Source organism: Macrococcoides caseolyticum (assembly GCF_002902665.1).
Classification (GTDB): domain Bacteria; phylum Bacillota; class Bacilli; order Staphylococcales; family Staphylococcaceae; genus Macrococcoides; species Macrococcoides caseolyticum.
This window is the reverse complement of record NZ_PPRM01000056.1, coordinates 1-5,418: the sequence shown is the minus strand read 5'-3', so window position 1 is coordinate 5,418 and position 5,418 is coordinate 1. Positions and strand designations below refer to the sequence as shown.

Genomic DNA, 5,418 nt, shown 5'->3' with positions numbered 1-5,418 from the left:
TCCTTGGTTTGTTAACTCAATCATATCAGACTTTATTTTTATCTTAAATAGTTATCTTCAAAATAAATCCATTTATTTTATTTTGTTACTATTATGAATTATCTTGAAATACATAAAGAAAATCACCAAAGTTACATCTTCTCAGTTATAGAAGTGTAATATTATATTATTTTCAAATAACAATTACTCTATCCAATTTTCGCCGCTTCAATAACTTTGAAATGAAGAATGTATGCAAATAATGCCATAATAAATAAAGATAATATTGCTACTCTACTCGCAAGTGGACCATAATCTTTCAACAGCAATGTGATGGTTCCATATATAAATGGACCGATTACCGCTGACAACTTCCCGCTCATCGAGAACAAACCGAAGAATTGTCCAATATGTTCTTCAGGCGCTAATTCAATAATCAATGTTCTGGAAATTACCCATATTGAACCCATTGCGACACCAAACAACACGGCACATATATAAAAGACTTCTTTAGGCAGAGGTAGGCTCGCTAATATCAATGCAATCATCAAGACGAGTCCAACGTAATGCAGCGCCTTTAATGATCCTATATGTTTTGCAATATATCCAAATACGAACGCACCAACCACACTGAATACAGTTGCTGCCATAAATATCACTATAAACTGCTGGCTTGTAAAACCCACAACCGTTGTAGCATAAGGTTGCATCATACTAATTGACGTTGCTAGTGCATCGTTTAAGAAGAAGTAGACAATCAAAAAGATATAAATTGCCGGCTTTGATTTCGCTAATTTAAATGTTTCCATCACTTCTTTATATCCAGATTTCAACGACGTGTGATGTACTTCTTTTTGTCTTTTTCCATCTTTACCGAATATAAAAATCGGCAGACTAAATACAAGAAACATCAGCGCAGTGGGGATAAAAGTCTCTCCAGCATCTTTCGTCCCTACAAATGTCATGATTGAAATTACACCAAACAATGTTCCCATATACCCCAATGCCACACCATAACCAGAAATAACAGAATGATTTTCTTTACTTGTTAAATTTGGCATCATCGCATCATAAAATACAAGACTTGAGTTATAAGTAAACTTAGCGATAGTGAACAGTATGATAATCACTAAAAATGTCACAGGTACATCCAAGAAGCTACCTTCTAAAGGATGCTTATAGATATAACCCATACTAAACGTGCACAAAAATACTATTAAAGTAAATATAATAACCCATTTTTTCTTATGATTCGTTCGATCAATATATATACCGTATATCGGACTCAATATAATAAGCATTAAAGCTGCGATACTTGCTGAATACGCAATCCAAGTAGATGCTAATTGCTCAGTTACCGGATCTTGACTAAAGTGCTCTGTGACAAATTGAGGAAAGAATAATGTAATGATATTGGCACTGAAAATGGTGTTGCTAAAGTCGTAAAGTGCCCAGCTTAAAATTGGCAATGATAGCATTAATTTAATATCTTTTTTCATAGCATCTCCTAAAATTATTTTATATATATAATAATATATCTTCCAGTAGGATAACATTAATTTATTATAATTTTTGTGAAAAGTGTAAAATTCTTTTTATTTTAATAATTTTATTTGTTAGTTTTCACTTAATAATTGTAGTAATTGATGTGAACTATCAATCGATTCGATTATTATTGAAGAACATAAGATATCTTTCTGCACCCTTTCAAACCCTAGTAAACAATGCCCTATTACTTCGTCATCCATACACCTTATCTGTCTATTCCTTAATAGTCTGTTCAATAAAAATATAATGTATTCTGTCAAAAATATTATTATATAATAATATTTTTGATAACTGTTTATTAGCTGAATATTCTCCGTATACATTTGAATACGTCATCTTTATATTAGAAAGACTTACTATAGTTTGAATATTTCACTTATGAAATCTTTAATTTTATGATTCGTTGCATATAAATAACAAAAAGCTCGATAGATAGTTCTATCAAGCTTTTAAATTCACTCCACGATTCCTTTACCGAGCATAAATTTATTTCATCACTTATTTTATTGGATCAAAGCCATATTTCTCAAATATTTTAAGTGTAACTGGCTGTGCTACATAGTCAAAGAATTTTTGTGCCTCTTCTTTGTGATGCGTATCTTTTATAATCGCTACCGGATATATAATTTTATCATGTAATGTATCTTTAATTGTAAATGAATACTTTATCTTTTTACTAGATTTCAAATCTGAGGCATATACAATGCCAGCCTCCACATTCCCTGTCTCAACATAAGTCAAAACTTGTCTCACGTCTTTAGTTAATATGTATTTATTTTCTAGTTTCTGATAAAGATCAGCATTTTCAAGCATTTGTTTACCATATGCTCCAGCTGGAACTAATTCAGGATTTCCAAGTGCAATTTTTTCTACTTTATTAGATGTTAAGTCTTGTATATTATTGATTGGAGTGTTAGAGATAAGCACGAGATGATTTTTAAGTAGTGATTTTTTTTCTTCTTTATTTATTTTTTTATCTTCAACGAGCATGTCTACTTTATCCTCAGCAGCAGAAATAAATATATCCACAGGTGCACCTGATTTTATTTGTTGAGCTAGTGTCCCTGAGGCACCATAGTTAAACTTTAGATCTATCGTCTGATGTTTTTTTTCATATTTTTGTTCAATTTCATTCAGCGCATCTTTCAAGCTTGCTGCTGCAGATACCGTAATGATCTTCTTATCTTCTTTCTGCTTAATTTCCTCTGATCGATTGCACGCGCTTAATAATAAAACTGCTGATAGAATGATAAATATTCTTCTCATAATATTCCTCCTCATTTTATTATAAGCACAAACAAAATAAAAATACCACTTAATGTAAGTTATTACTTAAGTGGTACTGATGATAATCTTAATTTCTAATTAAATAGTCGAATGCGCTTAATGCTGCTGTCGCACCTGCACCCATAGAAATAATAATTTGTTTATATGTTTGATCTGTGCAATCTCCTGCTGCAAATATACCTGGAACATTCGTAGCACCATTACGATCAACGATAATTTCACCACGGTTGTTGCGCTCTACTAAATCTCCCACAAATTCAGTACTTGGTACTAAACCAATTTGCACGAAGACACCTTCTAAATCAACTGTATGTTCTTCATTTGTCGTACGATCTACATAAGTCAAGGCTTGAAGTTTATCTGTACCTGTCAACTCTTTCGTAGCTGCAGATTTAATTATCTCTGCATTTTCTAACGAAGCAAGACGGTCCTGTAATACTTTATCAGCTCTTAATTCTTCACCAAATTCAAGTAAAGTGACATGCTTTACAATACCCGCTAAATCAATCGCAGCCTCTACACCAGAGTTTCCGCCACCAACAACTGCAACACGTTTACCTTCAAATAAAGGACCATCACAATGCGGGCAATAAGCTACACCTTTATTTTTATATTCAGCTTCACCTGGCACGTTCATATTACGCCATTTTGCACCTGTACTAATAATCAATGTTTTACTTGAAAGCTTTCCGCCATTTTCAAGGGTAACATGAACCATATCATCAATTTTCTCAATTGACTCTACACGCACTGCATTCATCACATCGATATCATAGCTCTTAATATGATCAGCTAAGTTCTGTGCAAACTCCGGACCTGTTGTTTCTTTTACAGAAATAAAGTTTTCAATTGCGGCAGTATCATTCACTTGACCACCAATACGTTCTGCAACGATACCAGTTCTTAAACCTTTACGTGCAGCATATATAGAAGCCGCTGCACTTGCAGGACCGCCACCAATAACAAGTACGTCAAATGGTTCTCTAGCATCAAACTCTGATGCATCGGCACCACCGCCAACTTGATTAATAATCTCTTCAACCGTCATCTTACCGCTGCCAAATTCTTCACCATCTAAGAAAATACTTGGTACTGCCATAATATCTTTTGATTCTTCTCTGAATACTGCGCCATCAATCATCGTATGCGTAATATTCGGATTAATTACTGACATTACATTCAATGCCTGAACTACGTCAGGACATTTTGTACAAGTTAAACTTATAAACGTTTCAAAGTTTAACGGTTTATCGATCTTTTTAATCTGATCGATCACAGCTTCATCAAGTTTTGGAGCTCTGCCACTCACTTGCAGTAAAGCTAGTACCAATGATGTAAATTCATGACCTAATGGTACACCTGCAAACGTAATACGTGCCTCCTCTTCAGGACGTCCTACTGTAAAGCTCGGCGTTCTCTTTAAAGATGTCTCTTGAATCGAAATTTTATCAGACATCATACTAATTTCATTAAGTAATTCCATCATGTCTTGAGACGCTTTATCGTCTCCTTTACTTGCTGTAAGTACAATATCGCCTTCAAGCAATTCAAGATATTGACCAAGCTGCTGCTTTAAATTATTATCTAGCATTAACTTATACTCCTTTAATTGTAATTTTATACTAATCAAAAATAATAGATACCACAACGCAAAAATTACGTTGTGGTGTTAGTTGTATTTAAGCTATTTAAATTGCTTAGATTTTACCAACTAAATCTAAACCTGGAGTTAAAGTTTCTCCGCTTTCTTTCCATTTCGCAGGGCAAACTTCTCCATCATGTGATGCTACGTATTGTGCAGCTTTCACTTTGTCCACTAATACTGAAGCGTCACGACCAATTCCGTCGTTGTTGATTTCCATTGTTTGAACAACACCGTCTGGATCGATTAAGAATGTAGCACGTTGTGCAAGACCAGCTTCTTCATCTAATACATCGAAGTTACGTGCAATCACATGTGATGGGTCGCCAATCATAGTGTACTGTATTTTAGAGATTGCTTCTGAGTGATCATGCCAAGCTTTGTGCGTGAAGTGTGTATCACATGATACAGAGTATACGTTCACACCTAAATCTTGTAATGTTGCATATTGATCTTGTAAATCTTCTAACTCAGTTGGACATACAAAAGTGAAGTCCGCTGGGTAGAAACATACGATGCTCCAAGAACCTTTCATTGACTCATTTGATACTTCTACAAATTCATCACTTTTTGGATCATATGCTTGTGCTGTAAACGGTAAAATTTCTTTGTTGATTAATGACATAAATAAATTCCTCCTGAAAATCTAATAAAATTCTTATTTAGAATAATTCTAATTTCTATATTTCTTATTATACATGATGGATAATACAAGTCAACTAAAGATATATAATTTTATAATTATTTCAATTAAAGTTTTAATATACGTTATTAAATCGTATTATTCCCATTATATTTTATCATTTAATATCCATGGTTCTCATTTAGAAGCAAAATTTCTTTGTAATTTTTATTTCCCATTATTAATTCTTAAAGATAATATACAATAATTATAATATGGCTATATATATACTTGATTGATTATGTTAAAATTATTGTGAATAAATGCACATATACAAGGA

At 33.0% G+C, this 5,418-nt stretch carries 4 protein-coding genes; all 4 read right to left on the bottom strand.

Annotated features, from left to right (window positions below):
* Positions 1 to 188 precede the first annotated feature (188 nt).
* The 4 genes from CD152_RS08530 to ahpC all read right to left on the bottom strand — a co-directional run bounded on the left by CD152_RS08530 (position 189) and on the right by ahpC (position 5,081).
* Complete coding sequence (locus tag CD152_RS08530; protein WP_101140752.1) at positions 189 to 1,478, bottom strand: MFS transporter; 1,290 nt, start codon at positions 1,476 to 1,478, stop codon at positions 189 to 191.
* A gap of 547 nt (positions 1,479 to 2,025) precedes the next feature.
* Positions 2,026 to 2,793: a molybdate ABC transporter substrate-binding protein gene (modA, locus tag CD152_RS08525; protein ID WP_101143182.1), complete on the bottom strand. Its 768-nt coding sequence runs from the start codon at positions 2,791 to 2,793 to the stop codon at positions 2,026 to 2,028.
* Between the two features lie 88 nt (positions 2,794 to 2,881).
* Positions 2,882 to 4,405 carry an alkyl hydroperoxide reductase subunit F gene (gene ahpF / locus CD152_RS08520; protein WP_101140754.1) on the bottom strand — a complete coding sequence of 508 codons (1,524 nt, stop codon included), beginning with the start codon at positions 4,403 to 4,405 and terminating at the stop codon, positions 2,882 to 2,884.
* Positions 4,406 to 4,511: 106 nt separating this feature from the next.
* Positions 4,512 to 5,081, bottom strand: a complete 570-nt coding sequence (ahpC, locus tag CD152_RS08515; protein WP_086037857.1) for an alkyl hydroperoxide reductase subunit C — start codon at positions 5,079 to 5,081, stop codon at positions 4,512 to 4,514.
* Positions 5,082 to 5,418 lie beyond the last annotated feature (337 nt).

Bases quoted from the DNA above. Each gene is read 5' to 3' on its own strand.
- CD152_RS08530 (WP_101140752.1), bottom strand. From the start codon at position 1,478: ATGAAAAAAGATATTAAATTAATGCTATCATTGCCAATTTTAAGCTGG.
- ahpC (WP_086037857.1), bottom strand. From the start codon at position 5,081: ATGTCATTAATCAACAAAGAAATTTTACCGTTTACAGCACAAGCATAT.
- modA (WP_101143182.1), bottom strand. From the start codon at position 2,793: ATGAGAAGAATATTTATCATTCTATCAGCAGTTTTATTATTAAGCGCG.
- ahpF (WP_101140754.1), bottom strand. From the start codon at position 4,405: ATGCTAGATAATAATTTAAAGCAGCAGCTTGGTCAATATCTTGAATTG.